Here is a 20,149-nt window from a genome sequence, read left to right as displayed (position 1 = left end):
CCTGCCGCTAGAATAGATCGAAGAAGTATTAGAAAAAACGAATAAAGCGAGCATTCGAAAACGTAAACTGCCTGCTGAGTTAGTCGTATCGTTAGTCATTGGTATGGGGTTATTTCGTGATCGCTCTATAACGGACATTGTTTCCAAATTAGACCTTCATCTCTCCGATTCACTCGGTGATAATGTCGCTCCAAGTGCAATACCTCAAGCCAGGCAAAGGCTCAGCGATGAACCTCTTGCCGAGTTATTTTCAATGACGGCCAGACACTGGGGAAAGCAAGAAGACTCTGACGATAAGTGGAATAATCTAAAGCTTTTTTCAATTGATGGTACTCAACTTCGATGTCATGACACACCTGAACATGTCGCATCATTTGGATATATTAATTACAGTAAAGACAAGCACACTGAATACCCTATTGTCCGCCTTTGTGCCTTGACTTCACTCCGAAATCGCATTATTCACGATGAGTTACTTTGGTGCGCGATGGGTACGCCAGGAAGTATGCCGAAAAAATTAAGGGCAATGCGTGAAAGAGTAAAGCGTTATATATTGCCAGAAAAAATAAAACGCCCCAAAAATCGGAGCGTTCGAATATCTAAAACACGTTACCTTGTTCAGTCAATACATCCTTAACTAAATGGCATTATCCTCGTTTGGAGGCTTTGTTGATTTTGGGGTAAAGCGCGAGCGGCTATTCAATTAAAGCAGGATATATTTCATCTCTTCTGTCTGAGCTAAGTAATACTCACAACGTGCTTGAATACTATGTTTATACTTTTCAGCATACTCAAACTCTGCATCCGTGAGTTCCCAAGCTAGATCTACTGCTTTATCTACATTATTGATAATCGCTTTCGTTAGCTGCTTAAGCGTTATCTCAAGTACGTTCTGCTTTATTCCACATTCTTCAGCAAAGAGCATCAACTGATAAGCATGCACTTCATCAGGTTCGAATTCATCACCAATTGCCATCGCAAGTTCTTGATCAAACTCTGGATACATTTGCACATTAACGAGATCGTACCATGGTGTAGGTTCCAATCCATTTGCAGTAACATAGAAAGAATAATTTTTGCCATGAGAATCAGCATTGCAGACAAGTAAATTAAAAATTGTCCAACGGAGCATGTCATATTTAGCTTGTGCGGGATTAGCGCAGTGCTGTGCAATACTAAACAGCTTGTCCAAGCTCACACCTTCACGGATCTCTTTTACATCACGGCTGCTACCTAAGTTTCGCTCATACTTTCTAGCAACCGAAAATCCAAGCGCCTGGCATGCATCAATCATATGGCGACGCATTACGATTTTCCGTTCTGCGTTATACATGCGATCGAAACGCGTAACAGATAGGGCTTTATATTTGCCTATTGGCATAACCTCGACTTTCGCAACTTGCATACCGATAAGCTCAGCAAGTTTCATGGTAATAAACTCATTGAGTACTAAATGCTGTTGCGTATTTTTTTCAAATTTAACAATGTGGGTTGAACAAAGATCTCCTTCACCAAACCCATATTCAGTATCGATGTGGAATAGGTTCAGTTTAGACTGAACCCCTGCCACTGAAAGACGTGGTTTGCCATCCCAAACTTCCATCGGCCACATTTCTGGGTCTTCGATTCGTTTTATAAGGTCTTCTTCACAGATAGAAATAAAAGATGTGACTTGTGGTTTAGAGTCCATAGGCAAATACAATATTGCACCAGATGTATCGAAGCCAATCCCTTTGATTAGGGCAAATGTATTGTTTTTGGAAATACCGAGGGCTTCAATGAGGTAATCAAGACCTTTGTTTTCGGGCAGCAAGTTAGTCAGATAAATCGAGATCTGTGAACTCGGTACTCGGCCACTGAGCGGAAGCATAGGCGAGATAGGAAAACCGTTCTCCTGCCACTCTTTGGTGTATTCGATAGAAAAATATTCAGTATCAATGTCAAAAGATATTTTACCTATGATCATCCCCCTGAAATACATTTCTAACACATTAAAGTTAGAACCATTCATTGCTGCCACCTAATATCTTTTTACTACTAGGGTCATCGACAGCAAGGCTTATACCAAGACCATTAAGGATTTTAACTATTGTTGAAAAGTATACATCTTCGCCCTTTTCAACTCTGATTAAGGTCTTCTTGGTAACACCACAAAATGATGCAGCGATCTCCTGAGTCATCGACGCTGCCTTTCTATTTTCTTTAATCAATTTACCTAAAGTGCTTGGATCAAGTTGAGTAACCATGCGAACGCCCTAAAAAGTGTACTTATGGTTACTTTAGGTCTTCATATGCTTATAAGCAAGAAAAAGTGTATCTATATACACTTTTCTTATTGCTGACATTAGTATTTAGATTAAAGTGTACGATCGTACTCTTTATCATGCATATGTTCTACGCTCAGGCTTACATACCTCTTTTAAAACGCTTGGCCTCGTTTTGTGCATTGTTAATGAGTTTGCCGAACGCTTTGTCTTTCGAGCGTTTCTCTACTAATGTCGCGCTATTCATCGCTTGTTCGCGGTTTAGTTTTTGATAACTTGTTAGGCGTCTTAATGGCAAAGAGCCATCTTCAATTGCAGCTCTAACCGCACAGCCCGGTTCACTGTCGTGCGAACAATTACCAAAGCGACACAGTCCTGCGATAGCGGTTATTTCGCTAAAGGTTTCACTCACGCCAGTCTCACAACTGCTTAGTTGTAATTCACGCATGCCAGGGGTATCCATTAACATGCCGCCTTGTGGCAACATTTTTAGTGCGCGATACGTTGTAGTATGGCGACCTTTGCTATCGTCTTCACGAATGCCACCCGTCTGTTGTGCTTCAGCGCCTAAAAGGCCATTTACTAATGTCGATTTGCCCACGCCAGATGACCCTAAAAAGGCCACGGTTTTACCCGATTTGCAGAAAGTATGCAGCTGTTGAATATCTTGGCTATCCAACGCATTAACTGAATAGACAGCAAGCAGTGGATCCAGCGCTTGTACTTCAGCTTGCTTACCTGCAACGTCTTCACATAAATCTGCTTTGGTTAATATAATCACAGGTTCAACCTGCGCTTCTTTAGCAATGGCAAGGTAACGCTCAATACGGCCAAGGTTGAAATCATTATTCAACGAACACACGATCATCACGCTGTCGATATTCGCGGCAATCAATTGCGTCGCTACCTTTGAACCCGGTGCTTTACGCTCAAACAATGATTGACGCTCTAAGCTTCTATACACTCTTAACGATTCGTCAAACAATACCCAGTCACCAACACAAACGCGCTCGCTGTTTGGCGCTAAGGTTAACGTTGCTTGGCCTTGTTCAGCCATCACTACAATACTGCTGCGGTGCTGTTCAATAACGCGACCTATCATGAATTCAGTCAGTTCTTCTAACGTCAGCTGTTGTTGGTAAAATGGTTTCCAGCCTAACTGAGAAAGTGTTGGCGTCATGTTCATTGCTGTATTCATGATGATGATCTCGTCTATTAATATTGATTCTGTTATCTAGTGCGCGCACCAAATCGATGAGTTAATAATAGCGGGATCACACAGCGAAAGATTGAACATTTCCGACATGATTGTTTTTTATTCGCAGCTTGAAGGACAAGTAAAGCAGATAATGCCTCATACTTCCCCCTCAACAATTAAGCTTCAGAACCAGCAACTCTCATTTGATTGCAGGCATCTAATGGCTAAAAAATGAAATCAAATTTTACGTCAGGGTATTTGCCTTTTAAAGTGGCTTCATCAGACTCACTAATGCCAGTACCCTTAACACGAACGTCTAAGCCCGCATTGTTCTGTAACACTAAGTTGTCCACTGTTATCCGACTATTATCTCTGATATCAAGGGATAATAACTTACTTAACGTCCCACCATTAAACCTCTGTAGTTCATTGTTATTTAATGCCAGTTGCGTGAGAGCATTAGCGCGTTCAATCTGCATTAATACGCTCGTTAATATACTTGTCTCTGTAAATAGTTCGGGGTTACCAGATAAAGCCAGGACTGTTAAATTGGTTGCAAATTTACTCAAGTCAATGTCGGTGAGAGCCACGCGTTCGAGCTTCAATTCCGTCAACTTATCCATGTTTTCTATTTGTCCTAACACACCATCGCCACTGGTTAACCCATCAAATAATGAGGCATGACCAGACAGGTCAAGTATTGTTAAGCTATTGGCAATCTTGCTTAAGTTTATGCCATTCATTCCAGTAGAAGGGGTTAATGTTTGATCAAGTCTAAGTTCAGTAAGTTTGGTCATCGCTTCAAGTTGTGCTAAAAATGCATCTGCTAATGACGAATCATAATCACCTGTTTCATAGTCATAAAATAAAGAACTGTTAGAGAGATCAAGTACCGTTAACGTATTTGTCATTTTATTTAGGTCGATACTCAATATGCCCGTACTCGCAATACGCAGTTCAGTTAACAGGGGCATATTTTCCAATTGACTCACTACGCCTTCACCTGAGGGAATGCGGTAAAATACTTCAGTGTTGCTAAAGTTAAGCTTGGTAAGATTAACCAACTGACTGAGGTCGAACTCTCCTAAATCTGTCCCCTCTAAATTTAAGGCTGTAAGTTGTGACATTGCTTCAATCTGTCCTAACAAACCTTCACCAGAGCGGACACCAGCAAAGATATGCTCACCATAAGAAAGGTCGAGATCTGTGAGTGCATTAAAGTTGGCAAGCTCAATTTCGTTAGGAGCAAGGTGACCATTGCCGAAAAAACCAAGCGTTTGCAATTGGGTTTGATCGTTTATTGCATTTAATAACACACTACCCGCTGTGGTAAATGTGTCAGGATTGTCTCCGATGATTAATGTCGTTAGATTGGGAAAATTTAATAAATCAATATTGGAGGGTAAATCGTTGTTCACCAATTGTAATTTGGTTATCAGGGGTAAGGTTACGGGCAGTGTTTTCCAAACGGCTTCGGTTATCGTTACATCATCGAGTTGTAGAGATGTGAGATTGGGTAGCAGGGTTAATTCACTCAAGTCTTCAACTGCACCATTACAAATTAAGGTGTTAGCCAGTTCAATGATGCAATTTTTTAGTGATGTAGGTAAAGTAGCCACTGCGCCACCTCCCGATGATCCAGAACTTGAACTTGAACCATTACAACCGACAATGCTAGTACTGATCACGAATGCTAATAGTGATTTTTTCAACATTTTCATCTAAACCTCTTTAGTAAAGCAGTGAAACATTGCAATACTTAAAGTGTAATTAATAGCATAAAGTAGGGGTAAATCAATTTTTTTCCACATAGTTAACCCACTATACGTCTTACTTATCGAGTTGGATAACGGCCGTGACGGTGTTGTTCAACAACGCGACCGATCATGAACTCAGTCAGTTATTCTAGCGTCTGTTGTGGATGGAAAAAGGTTTCCAGCCTAACTGAGGAAGTGTTGGCTTAATGTTCATGGCTTATAACCCTCTGCCCCACTATAAGAAACCTGATAACCAATATCATCGAGTACCCCTAGTGTCACAGCGCCAAAGACCACACCATTAGCCATAAACTCTTGGGTTAATGGCGCTAACACTTTGCCGTTATCCAATACCCGTTTTTTGTCTTCCTGCAATACATAATCATACAAGTGACCGCCGTCATCACTGATTGGCACATACTGATAGCTGTTACCGTATATCTGATTATATTTTTGCGCAGCCATACTGTGTGGCACTTTCAATACATTGCCTTGGAGTTCCTCGCTGTATTCCGTAAACCTTTCAGTATACGAACCGATACCAAGGATGTGCCCCATTTCATGAAGGATATTGGCTTTAAACTCGACCTGCTCAAAGCCTTGTTCGTAGGTATGATTACCGATAACTAAGGTACCGCTGGTTGGTATCTCGTAGTCACCTATTTGTTCTTCAGAATCAGGGCCAGCGTAACCATTACCGTCATTCATCTCTGCAACCGAGATCCGCATACGGATAGTGTGCAGTGGTTTACCCTCTACGCCGACTAATGCCGTTAACCATTGGTTGGCTGCTTCGATATAAGGTTGCTGCAATGCTTCATTCCACATCAACTCTTTGCCGCCCTCGAGGTATAGCTCATCTTCGAATTCGAGCTCGAAAGTTAATGCACCGTTAGTGACGGTTTTAACGACGTTGCTCGCTTGTGCGGTATGAGTGCAAGCCGTTAAATATAGGGCGGCAGTGACGGATAATATTGCAGAGTTTTTCAGTGTAAAAAAGTGCATAAAGTAGTTTCCCTAAATCGAGAGGATGTGTGAACGATTATAGGGATTAATATATTTGTGAGTGTAAGGGTTTGTATGGGGGAATTGGTTTGATGATTACTTGATGTAATGAAAACGCTTCACAGATCACCACTTTTCAATATGTATTATATAAATATATATTGGTTTATATAATACCAACATTTATCTATACTTCATCCACACACACAGCAGAAAATAACATTAAACAATTGAATTTAAACATATAAAAAGATAAGCTAGAGTTGCTTTACGTGTAGTCGTAAAGGTTTCTTATAGAATGACAATACATTCCGCTTGGTTCATGAACAAAGCCAAATGTATAGCCATCGAGTGCAGGACTTTCATAGTTTCTCCAGTTGATATTACATTATATAGTATTTCTAATATATGCGACGCGTACCTTGAAAAAGGTCAGATGATTGGTTAGGCCAGTTAGTTGAAGCCGGGGAGAATAATGCAGAAAGGTCGCTTTTCTATTTATCCTCGGTTTTGCTAGAGACATAAAATGAATAACTCCCCTATCTCAGAAGTACCTCTTTGGTTTAAGAAACGCAGTTACTTACATTTTGATCGTCCAATATTACTGGACAAAGCCAACAACATTGTTTTAAATCCAAAAACAGTAAGCCAACATGCGTTTTATCCTTTTATTTCTTATTCTTTTAATGTGACTAAATTATCGAGAGATAAAATTACAAACAAGTTATACCGTAAAGAAAAAGTGAGAGATGTAGCTTATTCATCTCACATAGATAGCCATATTTATGCGTATTATGCAGACATTCTTTCAGCACATTATGAAGATAAATTACAAGAGAAAGGTCTACACGATTCAGTTTTAGCGTTTAGAAAAATTAATAAAAAAAATAACATTCACTTTGCTAATGATGTTTTCAACTACATTAAAGATAAAGGAGAGTGTTCCGCTATTGCTCTAGATTTTTCAAGTTTTTTTGATACGCTAGATCATGGTATTTTAAAACGAGAATGGTCAAATATATTAGGTTTAAAAGAGTTACCAAGTGATCACTATAATGTTTTTCGTTCATTAACTAAATTTTCTAAAGTAGATCGGGACAAAGTATTCGAGCTCTTTAATATCTCTCCACACAATCCCAAATTAAATGGTAACGGTAAGCATCAAAGCCAAATAAAAAATAAACGATTAAAAATATGTGAGCCACATGAGTTTCGAACTGATATCAGAAAAGCAGGTCTAATTTCATCAAACAAAGATAACTATGGTATCCCTCAAGGGTCGCCAATAAGTGCTTTATTATCGAATATATACATGCTTTCTTTTGATGAAAAAATGAAAGATTACGCGAATTCAATTAATGGTACTTATTTTCGATATTGCGATGACATGCTCTTTGTTGTTCCGACTAGTGAACGAGATAAAGTGTTAGTGAACGTAACAACCGAGATAAGTAAGTTATATGTCACGATCAACGAAAGTAAAACCGAAATAAGAGATTTTAGATATCATTCAGATAAGCTATCTAGTTTTGAAGACAATAAACAAAAACCGTTACAATATCTTGGATTTTTATTTGATGGTTCATCTATTTTTCTACGTTCAGCCTCTCTTTCAAGATACTCTGAAAAAATGAAAGGCGGAATTAAACTAGCTAAAAATACAATGGATAAAGAAAATCGAATTAGAAAATCAAAAGGTGAACCATTACAAACTGAGCTATATAAACGAAAGTTACATCGCTTGTATACACATCGAGGTCAACGTAACTTTCTCTCTTATGGGTATAGAGCTGCAAAAATAATGGATTCCAAATCGATAAAAAAACAGTTGAAACCATTGCTTAAAAGGTTCGAAGAACAAATAGTAAAAGAATAAGCAACAGCATTAAATCGACTCTGAAACTTAGCTATAATTAGCTAAAAACCATGTGATAATTTGCACTAAATTAGGGGGAAGATGTTTCAGCTAAAATAAGCCTGAAGCATCTATTTAATCAAATAACACCCAATAAACAGTGGAAATACTAACACATTCATTGCGGACCTGACTTTATGGGTTTGTTAGGCTTTGTTTGCATGTTGGTAATTTTATAACAAAGACATTCCTTTGAAATTTAAAACCGAGCGTGGACTCTAAGCTTTCAGGGTATGGCGTTACCTTAATCGAACCTGAATTTAAATGAAGTATATTTTGAGCTCTATACAAACCGATACCGTCTCCAGCTTTCCCTATTTTAGTTGGAAGTTCACCAGATACACCTTCGAAAAATATTTTTTCTACTTCTGATTTTTTTATTTCCGTACTAATCATATCCATAGAAATTTGTGAGTATTTATCATTACTATCAATATCTATTTTTAAGATAGAATCAGGTTTTATGTATTTAGTGGCGTTTTCAATCATATGATACAAGGCAACGTGAACTGATTCATAATCGAAATATGCCATGTGTGTATTGTCATCACCCACAATCACTTTGACATTTTTATCCGTAAAGTCCGGAAAAAAGAGGTAAAAAATATTCATTAATACTTTATGAATATTATGCTTTCTTCTTTGAAGCTCAGGATTACTATCAAATAATTTTTTAAATACCGAAAATTCTACTTTCATTGACGCATTATTTTTGGCAATTTTAAGTAGTGTGATAGCCGCTTCTTTAGGTTCAGCCTTTACAATTTCTTTAGCAAAAGAAATTTGTGTTCTCATATTTCGGCTAACTCCATCTTGAGGAATTAACGAGTATATTTCTTGTATATTATGAGCGTTAAGGGTTGTTAGATTATGAATTAATCTACTTGTGCTTTTATTGATTGATGTCTTCGCTTTATCAATTATTTGATCAATTGATTCTGTGGTTCTAAGAATTAGATCTAATTGAGTTTTAAATTTTAATGAGCTCTTTATCAGATCTTTATCAGATGAAAATGCATAAACTGTATATAATTCATTTTTTGAAACACCAGCTCTAATTGAACCATTATTAATTTTTTGAGATTTCGAGTTTATATTTTTTATTAGCATAATTTCAGAGGGTAATAAATCACAAGAAATAATTATACCTTTGGCGCTTACTATTCGGTACCTAATAACCATGATTTAACATTCTCCACCAATAGTAAACTCTTCAACAAGCCGTTGAAATTCATAAGGATCAGCATTTTTAGCTAAAAATGAATCAGCCTCCCTTAGTGCCCTATGGAATCGGTTTCCTTGCGTTTCTGCGGAATATATAACAACTTTTTTTAGAGGATATTTTTCTTTTATAGCAAGCGCTAGCCCTAACCCCTCGTCATTAAACCCCATCGATAAACCGACCCCTTGAACATCAATAAATAATATAGAAGCATTTATAACGTCCAGTTCGTCTAAGGTGTCACAGTCTTTAATTAACTTTGTATGTACCCAACCACTTCTAATTAATATTTTTGAAACCTTAAACCGCATATCGTCATCAATGAAAAGGATTCTAGTTTCATTTTTAAAATCATCTAATGTTTTTTTAACTACAGGTTTAACATTGGCTTTAACGAACTCCGCTTTTGAAGCTATGTTATTAACTGCAGGTTCATTGCCCCTATCTATCTTTATATCGATATTATTAGTTGTTTGTAATGGTTGCTTGTCATCACCTTTTGATGCTGAAAATACTTTAGCTAGTATAAAAGTAATCACAGCTAAACCCCCTCCACTAAATAACCACTCTTTATTTGCTACGATCCAATTCATAAACTATTCCCTTGTAAAAACTGCACAAGCCTAAAATTTGTATAACATAACGTCTCAATCACCCAAATCTGATCATCCGAGTCAATAACAACTCATTAAATTAAAAATAAGATAAAAACCAGTTATATAACTGATTATATTGAAACATTTATTTAAAACAACTAGCAGCAATCCCTTTAGAGGTAGTCACGGGTTAAGCTCAAAATTTAACCAATAAGACAGTGTTAAATTATAGTCTCTGATTAAAAATGGCGGCGTATAATAGATAGAATAAGTCGCTTATAGATTAATAACGATAGGGTGAATAATTTACAACTGTATATAATCAGAGTCTCAAATTGGAAATAGCGCCCCCTCTGGAGTTATTTCTACTGACCAACAAAAAAGCGAGCCCTACTTTCGCAGGACTCGCTCTTATCACGTCATGTATTTGGCGCTGTTACACGCTAAATTAACCAAATTAGTCGTTATTGGTGAGCATGAGCAGAATAAGTTGCGGTCGCCATACACATCATCGATGCGGTTTACTGTAGGCCAGAACTTGTCGTCCCTCACTTAAACACGACAGCTGTGTATCGAATAAATGATACATAGACTGCGTTGGTGTATTAGAATTTAAATACAAAAAAATAGAAATTTGGCGACTTTGCCTCATCTAAGCTTAAGCTTAAAAACCAAATCGCAGACAAAAAAAGACAAGCCGAAGCTTGTCTTTTTTATTATCTGAACCTGAATTTATAAAACTCAGTTACACACCAAAATTAGTCGTTATACGCTTCAATTGGAGGGCATGAGCAGAATAAGTTACGGTCGCCATACACATCATCGATGCGGTTTACTGTAGGCCAGAACTTGTCTTTCTTCACGTAAGGTGCAGGGTAAACCGCAGTTTCACGGTCATAAGCACGATCCCAGTTAGCGTCAACAATATCAGCTAGTGTGTGTGGTGCGTTATGTAGTGGGCTTTGTTCTGCAGTCCACTCACCCGATTCAACTTTAGCAATCTCAGCACGGATGCCAGTCATTGCTAGAATGAAGCGATCTAATTCAGCTTTAGATTCTGATTCAGTTGGCTCAATCATTAGCGTACCCGCAACTGGGAAGCTCATTGTTGGCGCGTGGAAACCATAATCCATTAGACGTTTAGCAACATCAGACTCGCTGATACCAGTCGCTTCTTTAAGTGGGCGTAAATCAATGATGCACTCGTGAGCAACACGGTCATTACGGCCTTTGTAAAGCACAGGGAATAGTGGGTCTAAGTTTTGAGCTAGGTAGTTAGCATTCAAGATAGCTGTCTGTGTAGACGCTTTCAGGCCATCTGTACCCAACATGTTGATGTACATCCACGTAATAGGCAAGATGCTTGCGCTACCGAACTGTGCAGCAGATACCGCACCGTTGTTACGGCTTTCTTTACCTGTGTCAGCAACCGAGTGACCAGCAACAAAAGGTGCTAAATGCGCTTTAACGCCGATAGGACCCATACCTGGACCACCGCCACCGTGTGGGATAGCGAATGTTTTATGTAAATTCAGGTGAGAAACATCAGAACCCATAGAACCAGGTGAAGTAAGACCTACCTGTGCGTTCATGTTCGCGCCGTCCATGTAAACTTGGCCGCCGTTGTCATGAATGATTTCACAGATTTCTTTAATCGTTTCTTCGTATACACCGTGTGTCGATGGGTACGTGATCATGATGCAAGAAAGGTTGTCTTTCAGTTCAATCGCTTTTTCACGTAAGTCTTCAACGTCAACGTTACCGTTCGCATCACACTTAGTTACTACAACTTTCAGACCCGCCATTTGCGCTGATGCAGGGTTAGTACCGTGCGCAGAGCTAGGGATAAGACAGATGTTACGATGTGAATCGCCACGAGACTCATGGTATTTGTGGATTGCTAATAGACCAGCATATTCACCTTGAGCACCCGAGTTAGGTTGCATACAAACTGAATCGTAACCTGTGATAGTCACTAACCAGTCTTCTAACAGGTCAATCATCACTTTATAACCAACCGCTTGGTCTGCTGGGCAGAACGGGTGCATGTTGCTGAATTCAGGCCATGTTACTGGGATCATTTCTGCAACTGCATTCAGTTTCATTGTGCAAGAGCCTAATGAAATCATTGAATGGTTAAGGGCTAAATCTTTATTTTCCAGAGATTTAATATAACGCATCATTTCTGTTTCTGAATGATGAGAGTTAAATACTGGGTGTGTTAGGAATGCAGATTCACGTTCAACTGATGCAGGGATAGACGTGCTACCTGTTGCAGCCAGTTCAGCTTCTAGTTCATCAATCGAGATACCGTGGTTATCACCAAGTAGTACGTCGAATAATGTCGCCAGATCTGCTTGCGTGATTGTTTCATCGATGCTGATACCAACTTGGTGCTCAGAATCAAGACGGAAGTTAATGCCCGCTGCTAATGCGCGAGTAACAACTTTCTCTTTGTTATCTAACAATTCGTTATCTAACTGTACTGTGATTGTATCGAACCAAGTATTGTGCGTCAGGCTTAAACCACCTTTAACAAGACCAGTTGCTAATAAATCAGTAAAACGGTGTACACGCTTAGCAATATCTTTCAGGCCTTGAGGACCGTGATATGTTGCGTAGAAACCAGCCATGTTCGCTAGTAATACCTGCGCTGTACAAATGTTTGAGTTAGCTTTTTCACGGCGAATGTGTTGCTCGCGCGTTTGCATTGCCATACGTAGTGCTGGTTTACCATGTGTGTCTTTAGAAACACCAATGATACGACCTGGCATAGAACGTTTATGTTTGTCACATGTAGCGAAGAATGCCGCGTGTGGACCGCCATAACCCATTGGTACACCAAAGCGTTGTGAACTACCAAACGCGATGTCTGCACCAAGTTCTGCAGGAGATTTAATGCGAGTAAGTGCTAATAAATCAGAACCAACTGCAACAACACCTTTTTTCGCTTGGATAGCAGCAATAATGTCGCTGATATCTGTTACGTCACCGTTCGTACCTGGGTACTGAAGTACCGCACCAAACAAGTCATGGTCAGCGGCTGTTGCTGCTGGACCTTGAATAATAGTGAAACCGAAGTGCTCCGCACGTTCGATCATCACGTCAGCAACTTGTGGGTGTACGCTGTCGGCGATAAAGAAGTTGTCAGATTTTTTGTTTTTAGAAACACGCTTACACATTGCCATTGCTTCAGCTGCTGCTGTTGCTTCGTCAAGGAGTGATGCGCTTGCTAAGTCCATGCCGGTTAAATCGCACGTCATTGTTTGGAAGTTAAGTAATGCTTCTAAACGACCTTGTGCAATTTCTGGTTGGTAAGGCGTGTATGCCGTGTACCAGCCTGGATTTTCGAATACGTTACGTAGGATAACATTCGGCACGTTAGTACCGTAATAGCCCATACCAATGTAGCTCTTGTTTACTGTGTTTTTCGCTGCGATGGCTTTTAATTCTTGCAGTGCTGCAACTTCAGATAACTGATGGCCAGCAACAACGTCTTCTGCCAATAAGATCGAGCTTGGTACAGTTTGTTGAATAAGGTCTTCTAAAGATTCAGCGCCAACTTTCGTTAACATTGCTTTAGTTTCTTCGTCGCAAGGACCGATATGGCGACGGGCGAAATTATCAATCTGCTCTAAATGGGCAAGTGGGGTATGGGTTTTCATGCAATTCCCTGTATTTTTTACTATTACAAAATGAAAGTAGCTATTACAAAATAAAAATAGCGCTTACAACAATAAATAGGTGTTTAAAAGATTAAATTCATTTTTCACAAACTGAAAGTAGAGTTTAAACACTTAAAAAAAACCCCGAGGCTAGCTCAGGGTTTCAACAACAATTAGTCTTCGATTGACTCGCCGTAAGCTGCAGCGTCAAGTAACGCGTCTAGCTGGCTTTCGTCAGACGCTTTAACACGGAACAACCAGCCTTCGCCGAATGCATCCGAGTTTACTAGCTCTGGAGAGTCTTCAAGTTCTTCATTGATTGCAACAACTTCACCACTGATTGGTGCGTAGATATCTGATGCAGCTTTAACAGATTCGCCTACTGCGCAATCTTCGCCAGCTTCAATTTCATCACCAACATCTGGTAAATCGATGAATACCATGTCACCAAGAAGGCCTTGCGCATGGTCAGAAATACCGACAGTAAACGTACCGTCTTCTTCTTTACGAACCCATTCGTGTGAAGATGCATATTTTAATTCAGTTGGGATATTGCTCATTGTTGAAATTCCTTTTGTCTTATACTTAAATGATTATGTTTTTATTTGGTAACGCTGTAGACACTGAATTACGCGTCTTTAGTAATAAAGAAAAGTAACCCAGCTTACGTCATACAATTTTCAGTTAAATCAAACGTAGCACTAAACTAGTTTTTTACCATTACGAACAAACGCCGGTTTAGTCACTGCAACTGGTATCAACTTCTTACGCATTTCAACTTCAGCTGTTTCGCCGATTGATGCTGGAACACGTGCAAATGCAATACTAAAACCTAATGTTGGTGAGAAGCTACCACTGGTGATAACGCCTTCACATGCTTCGCCTGCAGCGTTAGTAAATACGACTTTTTGACCAGTACGTAAAATACCTTTCGCTTCCAGAACCAAACCAACAAGCTTGTCAGTGCCTTCTGATTTTTGAGCAGTAAGCGCTGCGCGACCAATAAAGTCACGTTCTTGCGGTTCCCAAGCAATCGTCCAGCCCATGTTAGCGGCTAGCGGTGATACAGTTTCATCCATATCTAAACCGTAAAGGTTCATGCCAGCTTCAAGGCGTAGTGTATCACGTGCGCCTAGACCTGCTGGTTGAACACCTGCGTCCACAAGTTGCTGCCATAAATCGCAAGCTTGGTCTTGTGGAACAACTATTTCATAACCTGCTTCACCGGTATAACCCGTTGTAGCAATAAACAAACTACCCGCTTGCACACCAAAGAAAGGCTTCATGCCTTCAACAGCAGCGTTTTGCTCGGCTGTGAATACAGTAGCGGCTTTTTCTTTCGCTTTAGGGCCTTGAACAGCAATCATTGCTAGTTCAGGTAATTCAGTAACAGCAACAGAGAAATCTGCAGCTTGTTTGTTGATCCATGCTAAATCTTTAACACGCGTCGCTGAGTTAACCACTAAACGGTAGTATTCATCATTGAAGAAGTAAACGATAAGGTCATCAATAACCCCACCATCTTGTTGTAACATTCCGGTATAAAGTGCTTTACCAGAAACAGTTAATTTTGCCACATCATTGGCAAGTAAATAACGTAAGAATGACTTAGCATCAGAGCCTTTGATATCAACGATAGTCATGTGTGACACATCGAACATACCCGCATCTTCGCGGACAGCATTATGTTCAGCAATCTGAGAACCATAATTGATTGGCATATCCCAACCATGGAAGTCTACCATTTTTGCCCCTGCTTCTACGTGCTTCGGGAACAGTACTGTTTGTTGAGCCATTCTATAATTCCTTTAATTGACAGTTATTAATCAAGACTTTGGGATCAAGTAAAATTGCTTTTTTGCTTTAGATAAAGTCCTATATAAGGCTTTATATAAAACGGTCATGTAAAGCCTATTACATGACAATGATCTTATTATACCCCTAGATAGCATTCGTTAAAAATTATTTAAGGAATAGAAAATCTAATGGTTAACAAAATAATAATATGGATAAGGCTAACACTTAAAAAGTGAAAGTCGTTATTTGAGGGGGATAATGACGTCGTAGATCACAAAAAAACTAGATTAGGCAGTTGGTTTTACTGATTATGAACTGTATTGACAATTTTTAAGCTAGTAAGATGTTAAAAATAACCACCTTACCCATTATTATAACTAATGCAAACAGGGTGTTTACATTAGTTATTCTCATCGTAAGTGCAATTATAGGGGTGGATCAATTACACTATATTAACAATTCCCTGTGATCAGGTTAACGCTAATCGAGATAAGGTTAACGCTTGTAGCCCGGTTTAGCAAGATCAGGTAACTCACCATCTAATCCCATCGCCCGTTTAATAAAGCTTAACTTTAGCCCAGGTAATGTATTCGACAAGGTTAGACCAATATCACGGAAAATGCGTTTCGCCGGATGACCACCACTGAATAAACGTTTTAGTCCTTCCATGCTTGAAATCATCACAGCCGCTTCGGCTTTACGCCAGCGCTCAAACTTGCGCAAGTGCGCATGGCTGCCAATATCTTTATTGGCGAGGTGATTTTCTAATACACACTGCGCCAAACTCGCCGCATCTAACAAACCAAGGTTTACGCCCTGCCCTGCTAACGGGTGAATGGTATGGGCCGCATCGCCAATTAACGCCACGCGATCGCTGGCAAAGCTACGGGCATAACGCATTTTAAGCGGGAATGCCTGACGTTGACCTTCAACTTTACATAAACCTAAACGGCCATCGAATGCCACGGTCAATTGCTTGTTGAATTCGCTTTCATCCATTGCTAACAATGCAGTTGCTCGTTCTGGTGGTAATGACCACACGATAGAACACAGATCTGGCTGCCATAACGGTAAGAACGCTAATGGCCCTTCTGGATTAAAGATCTGACGCGCACAGGATTGATGCGGTTCAACAGTGCGGATATTCGCGACAATCGCATGGTGATTATAATCCCATGTCGTCAGCGGAATGGCCACTTGTGCACGTGTCCATGAATTAGCACCATCAGCACCAACAATCAGTTTCGCGTACACAGGTTCTTTATCTTCTAGCGTTAACCAAGCCGCATCGCCGCCACGGGTTAACTTACTAATACGCGACCCGGTTAATAAGGTAATGTTGCTGGCTTTGTCAATTTGCTCTAACAGCGCTAATTGGATCACTTTGTTTTCGACCAAATGCCCTAAGGTATCTGTCATTAACGCATCGCCGTCGAAGTCGATGTGACCGAAGCCATTACGATCCCATACTTGCATGGCGTTGTACGCTTGATGGCGGCGGCTTTCGATACCTGACCACGCATCTACATTTTGTAATATGTTTTGGCTGGCGCGACTTAACGCACTCACGCGTAATTCTGGTGATTCACCTAATTCGCGATCCAGTTCATTCCCTTCGATAACGACGATCTTCAGGGTGGTTTCTTTTAATGCTGCAGCAAAAGCAAGTCCAACCATGCCACCGCCAACAACCGCAATATCATAAGATTGCATATAACATCCTAATGCTTAAAATAACTTGAACGCACCCAGTGCTTGACGTGCGAGTGCGCGTTTATATTCTGGTTTGTAACCCATGGTATGCAGGGCTAAATTACGACCCGCCACCAGCGGCGCATAATTATTGGCAAACAAGGTCGCTAATGAGGTCGTCATCCAAATGGTTTTTTGATGATCGCCTTGACGCTTGTGCCAGTAACCTTTGGTGACGGCTTGCGCGCCGACATCTTGGTCGTTTAAAAAAGCTTGTTCAATTTGATGATGCAATACCGCCACATCACGTAAGCCCAGGTTATAACCCTGACCCGCAATTGGGTGTAGTGCATGCGCCGCATTACCAATCACAACACTACGATGTTGGGTTGGCTCTAACGCTTCTGTTAATAGCAGCGGGTATGAAAAACGCTGACCCGTTTTAGTAAACGAGCCTAAGCGATAACCGAAACGCTGCTGTAAACGTGCTAAGAATGCTTTATCACTTAATGCCATGATCGCGTCAACTTCATCAGTGCGCACCGACCATACTAATGAACTACGTTGATCTTTCATTGGCAACAATGCCAACGGACCCGTGTCAGTAAAACGCTCGAACGCTTTGCCTTCATGCAATTTACTGGTGGTGACGTTAGCAATGATCGCGGTTTGCTCAAAATCAGTAACTTCAATTGGCACGTTGGTTAACTGGCGCACCATTGAATTGTTACCATCTGCACCGACTAATAACTTGCAGCGTATTTGCTGGCCGTCATCGAGGGTGAGGTCGGTATGATCGATTTGACGATCTAAACTAACGAGCTGATTTGGGCAATACCAATTGATATTGCTGATTTCGGCCAGATCTTGTTGGAATATATGCCCTGCAGTTTGCAGTTCGATCACTTGCCCTAATGCTGGCAAGTTGTATTCGCTGTGATCAAGACGGGTAAAACCCCAATGACCCCGATCGGAGACATGAATATGTTTGATCGCCGTGGCTGTCGGCGCGATCTTATCCCACAGTTTAAACTGGTTTAAGATCTGTTGAGAACCATACGACAATGCAATCACACGCGCATCAAAACCAGGGTGATTACTGGTCGTTGGTGGATTGGCATCAATTAACGCGATGGATAATTGACGACCATCTTGGCGTTGTATTTGGCTTATCGCGTGCGCAAGTGTCGCGCCGACCATGCCGGCACCCACAATTGCAATATCATATTCAACCACTGACATTTCGATCCTAACAAGTTATTGAAATTAAAAATGATGACACTATAACAAAGCCAACAAACCCGAACAATAAAACCGACTGAACAGCATTAATTAAACGACGCTGAACAATACTTCACATAGCGATTAAAGAAAGCCACCTGTTGCTGGCAGGGATGCCAGCCCCAAGCCCCCATGGATGGGTTTACGGCGTGGTGGTGTCTTTAAACTCTATGTGTAAGCCAAGCTAAGATCATTAACCTTCAAATCGGGTTTCTATTGGTAAGTAAGCTAAAAAGCCTTGTTGTAAGTGATCAAACTGCGCTTTACCCACCAAGATCTCGGTGGTATTTAACGCTTGTGTCATCTCTGGTTCTGCGGCGATCGCTTCGTCGACACCGGCTTTAGCCGCTAATAATGTCCACGCATACGCCTTTAATTTATCGGCGTCAACGCCTTCACCACGGTAATACATCACCGCAATGTTCTGCCATGCTTGGGTATAACCTTGCTCGGCGGCTTTGTTATACCAATCAAACGCAGCGGTTTGATCTTGAAAACAACCCGAGCCCTGATCCAGCATACTGGCCAGGTTATACTGCGCCTGTACTAGCCCTTGCTTGGCCGCTTGTTCAAAATAGCTAAACGCTAATACCGCATTGGGTTTACCCAACTGGCCTTGCGATTGCCCTTGTAAGTGCAACAGCGCCAGATTAAATAATGATTCTGGGTGACCACAGTCAGCGGCACGTTGGTAACAACTTAGCGCTTGGCTTAAATACGTTTGCTGACCATCACCTTGTTCATACTGCAGGGCCAATAAATACAAGGCCATGACCACGCCTTCATCAGCTTGTGTGCGACAAAATTCAAAGGCTTGCTGTGGATTAGTATAAGCATGGTAAGTTTGACTAAACTGAGTATTACGCGCTGCATGCTGCTCGCGACTAAAAGCCGTTTCAGGCAACACGACTGGTGCTGCAGAGGCGTTTGATTTACTACTCAACTTCGCTGTTAATTTATTTATTAAAGACATACAACACTCCTTGTCCAATTTATATTTACCTAACCCTATCGCGGTTATTACGTCGATAAGTATCCATTTAGGTAAGCAGTAATATGCGCAACATAATCATAGCGAGCTAGCGTTATGTTGCGCTTGCGATAAATCATCTTTTATTAAACTAACGTAAAGATTGTCGTCGCAGAATTAGTGCAGGATTGGCATTGCTTGCGCTTCACCGCCGCCGTCGCCTAATTCATTAAAGCAATAAGTCGCACCCATACGCACGTATTCAACGATCTCGTAGAATGATTCTTCTGCTTCATTACTGTCATCGTCAGTCTCAATGTCCATTTGCGAAATACTCGCAAAGTCAGCAATCAGTTCTTTCACATCATCGCTGGCAACAGTTGATACTGAATGCACCATACCAAAACCGCCAAGGAAACCTTGAACCCATTCTGCTAATGCTTCCATACGGTTTTCTAACGGCTGGTCCATATCTGGAAGCAACAGTTCGAAACCTAATGTCATGTCTTTTAACGCCGCTTCGCTACCGCTATAAACGTCCGCTAATATCGCGTCAAGTGAATCTGGGATACCCAGACCTTCGTTGATGAGTTGATCAAACGGTTCTAACCAAGCTTTGCTGTCTAGCTTAACGCCGCCACATAATAGACCACAGATCACACCGTGCACATCAGCAGGGTTCACTAATAAATCACTTTGTTGTAGCTGCTCATTTACGTCAGCAAAAAGAGGAAGTTTAACTTTATCCATGTGAGGACCTTACCAATTGATTAATGTATTTAGAATA

The 20,149-nt window shown here is 40.6% G+C and carries 15 protein-coding genes and 1 pseudogene; 2 read left to right on the top strand and 14 right to left on the bottom strand.

Annotated elements, in window-relative coordinates; all coding sequences use genetic code 11:
* Positions 1 to 16 precede the first annotated feature (16 nt).
* Positions 17 to 466 (top strand): annotated as a pseudogene (locus A923_RS0112800) (transposase domain-containing protein); the annotation flags it as partial.
* Positions 467 to 703: 237 nt separating this feature from the next.
* Here A923_RS0112800 and A923_RS0112795 read toward each other — a convergent pair.
* The 5 genes from A923_RS0112795 to A923_RS0112775 all read right to left on the bottom strand — a co-directional run bounded on the left by A923_RS0112795 (position 704) and on the right by A923_RS0112775 (position 6,224).
* Positions 704 to 2,011 (bottom strand): HipA domain-containing protein, encoded by a 1,308-nt coding sequence (locus A923_RS0112795; protein ID WP_017222074.1) that lies wholly within the window; start codon positions 2,009 to 2,011, stop codon positions 704 to 706.
* Positions 1,998 to 2,246: a helix-turn-helix domain-containing protein gene (locus tag A923_RS0112790; protein ID WP_017222073.1), complete on the bottom strand. Its 249-nt coding sequence runs from the start codon at positions 2,244 to 2,246 to the stop codon at positions 1,998 to 2,000. The genes A923_RS0112795 and A923_RS0112790 overlap by 14 nt, the downstream gene beginning before the upstream one ends.
* A 160-nt stretch (positions 2,247 to 2,406) precedes the next feature.
* A complete protein-coding gene (rsgA, locus tag A923_RS0112785) occupies positions 2,407 to 3,462 on the bottom strand; it encodes a ribosome small subunit-dependent GTPase A (protein WP_017222072.1) in 1,056 nt (351 codons plus the stop codon).
* Between the two features lie 224 nt (positions 3,463 to 3,686).
* A complete protein-coding gene (locus A923_RS0112780; protein WP_017222071.1) occupies positions 3,687 to 5,183 on the bottom strand; it encodes a leucine-rich repeat domain-containing protein in 1,497 nt (498 codons plus the stop codon).
* Positions 5,184 to 5,429: 246 nt separating this feature from the next.
* Positions 5,430 to 6,224 (bottom strand): leishmanolysin-related zinc metalloendopeptidase, encoded by a 795-nt coding sequence (locus A923_RS0112775; protein WP_017222070.1) that lies wholly within the window; start codon positions 6,222 to 6,224, stop codon positions 5,430 to 5,432.
* A 526-nt stretch (positions 6,225 to 6,750) separates the two neighbouring features.
* Here A923_RS0112775 and drt2 point away from each other — a divergent pair.
* Entirely contained in the window at positions 6,751 to 8,100 is a 1,350-nt protein-coding gene (gene drt2, locus A923_RS0112770; RefSeq protein ID WP_017222069.1) for an antiviral reverse transcriptase Drt2, read from the top strand.
* A 174-nt stretch (positions 8,101 to 8,274) separates the two neighbouring features.
* Here drt2 and A923_RS22250 read toward each other — a convergent pair whose 3' ends face one another.
* From A923_RS22250 to A923_RS0112725, 9 genes are all read right to left on the bottom strand, one after another.
* A complete protein-coding gene (locus A923_RS22250; protein ID WP_017222068.1) occupies positions 8,275 to 9,321 on the bottom strand; it encodes a sensor histidine kinase in 1,047 nt (348 codons plus the stop codon).
* Between the two features lie 3 nt (positions 9,322 to 9,324).
* Positions 9,325 to 9,954 carry a DNA-binding transcriptional response regulator gene (locus A923_RS0112760; protein WP_017222067.1) on the bottom strand — a complete coding sequence of 210 codons (630 nt, stop codon included), beginning with the start codon at positions 9,952 to 9,954 and terminating at the stop codon, positions 9,325 to 9,327.
* Between the two features lie 761 nt (positions 9,955 to 10,715).
* Complete coding sequence (gcvP, locus tag A923_RS0112755) at positions 10,716 to 13,622, bottom strand: aminomethyl-transferring glycine dehydrogenase (RefSeq protein ID WP_017222066.1); 2,907 nt, start codon at positions 13,620 to 13,622, stop codon at positions 10,716 to 10,718.
* A gap of 173 nt (positions 13,623 to 13,795) precedes the next feature.
* Complete coding sequence (gene gcvH, locus A923_RS0112750) at positions 13,796 to 14,182, bottom strand: glycine cleavage system protein GcvH (RefSeq protein WP_017222065.1); 387 nt, start codon at positions 14,180 to 14,182, stop codon at positions 13,796 to 13,798.
* Between the two features lie 141 nt (positions 14,183 to 14,323).
* Positions 14,324 to 15,418 (bottom strand): glycine cleavage system aminomethyltransferase GcvT, encoded by a 1,095-nt coding sequence (gene gcvT / locus A923_RS0112745; protein WP_017222064.1) that lies wholly within the window; start codon positions 15,416 to 15,418, stop codon positions 14,324 to 14,326.
* Positions 15,419 to 15,914: 496 nt separating this feature from the next.
* Positions 15,915 to 17,132: an FAD-dependent 2-octaprenylphenol hydroxylase gene (locus tag A923_RS0112740; RefSeq protein WP_017222063.1), complete on the bottom strand. Its 1,218-nt coding sequence runs from the start codon at positions 17,130 to 17,132 to the stop codon at positions 15,915 to 15,917.
* 15 nt (positions 17,133 to 17,147) lie between these two features.
* Positions 17,148 to 18,353: a 2-octaprenyl-6-methoxyphenyl hydroxylase gene (gene ubiH, locus A923_RS0112735; RefSeq protein WP_017222062.1), complete on the bottom strand. Its 1,206-nt coding sequence runs from the start codon at positions 18,351 to 18,353 to the stop codon at positions 17,148 to 17,150.
* Positions 18,354 to 18,585: 232 nt separating this feature from the next.
* On the bottom strand, positions 18,586 to 19,365 hold the full coding sequence (locus tag A923_RS0112730) for a tetratricopeptide repeat protein (RefSeq protein WP_017222061.1): 780 nt from the start codon (positions 19,363 to 19,365) through the stop codon (positions 18,586 to 18,588).
* Between the two features lie 174 nt (positions 19,366 to 19,539).
* Positions 19,540 to 20,112, bottom strand: a complete 573-nt coding sequence (locus A923_RS0112725) for a UPF0149 family protein (RefSeq protein WP_017222060.1) — start codon at positions 20,110 to 20,112, stop codon at positions 19,540 to 19,542.
* Between the last annotated feature and the right edge of the window lie 37 nt (positions 20,113 to 20,149).

The organism is Moritella dasanensis ArB 0140 (assembly GCF_000276805.1).
Taxonomy (GTDB): domain Bacteria; phylum Pseudomonadota; class Gammaproteobacteria; order Enterobacterales; family Moritellaceae; genus Moritella; species Moritella dasanensis.
The sequence above is the reverse complement of the archived record's forward strand: the minus strand, read 5'-3'. Positions and strand labels throughout refer to the sequence as shown.